The organism is Gemella haemolysans, assembly GCF_001553035.1.
Classification (GTDB): domain Bacteria; phylum Bacillota; class Bacilli; order Staphylococcales; family Gemellaceae; genus Gemella; species Gemella haemolysans_B.
In genome coordinates this window covers 1-554 of record NZ_KQ959946.1, presented here as the reverse complement: position 1 = coordinate 554, position 554 = coordinate 1, and the positions used below count along the sequence as shown (strand labels likewise).

Sequence of the window (554 nt, the reverse complement as noted above, 5' to 3'; positions counted from 1 at the left end):
CTACTTTATCTTCTACAGCATCTTTTACGTCTACTGCTTTATCTGCTGCTCCATCTTTTAATTCTGCTGCTTTTTCTACTACTGCATCTTTTACATCTGCCGCTTTATCCGCTACTACACTAGCTACATTTTTTACACCGTCAAATGCATCTTCTGCTGCTTCTTTTACTTTTGAAACTACTTTTTCTGCGAATCCTTCAGCTTGTAATTTTTCGTTACCTGTTAATTTTCCTAATCCTTCTTTTACTGAACCTTTTAATTGATCAAATTTGTTTTCTAATGACATAATAGTGCCTCCTAAATATTATTCTTTATTTATCTTTTTTTACCATGTTTTTTACGCCGTCATAAGCATCTTCTACGGCATCTTTAGCATCCTCTGCAGCCTCTTTCACTTTTGAAAATAGTTTTCCCGCGAACCCTTCATTTGCTTTGTCAGATGCTACTTCTTTTGCTTCTTCTGCTTTGTCTGCAGTTGCTTCTTTTGCTTCTTCTGCCTTGTCTGCTGTTGTTTCTTTTACATCTTCTGCTTTTTCTACTACTGCTTCCTTAGC

Annotated in this window: 1 protein-coding gene and 1 pseudogene; both read right to left on the bottom strand. The window is 36.1% G+C overall.

Features of this window, described 5'->3' with window-relative positions; genetic code table 11:
- Window positions 1–286 (bottom strand): CsbD family protein (locus HMPREF3186_RS09610; RefSeq protein WP_231724152.1); only part of this gene is annotated, 286 nt, incomplete at its 3' end.
- 25 nt (window positions 287–311) lie between these two features.
- Window positions 312–554, bottom strand: a pseudogene (locus HMPREF3186_RS09360) (Asp23/Gls24 family envelope stress response protein); the annotation flags it as partial.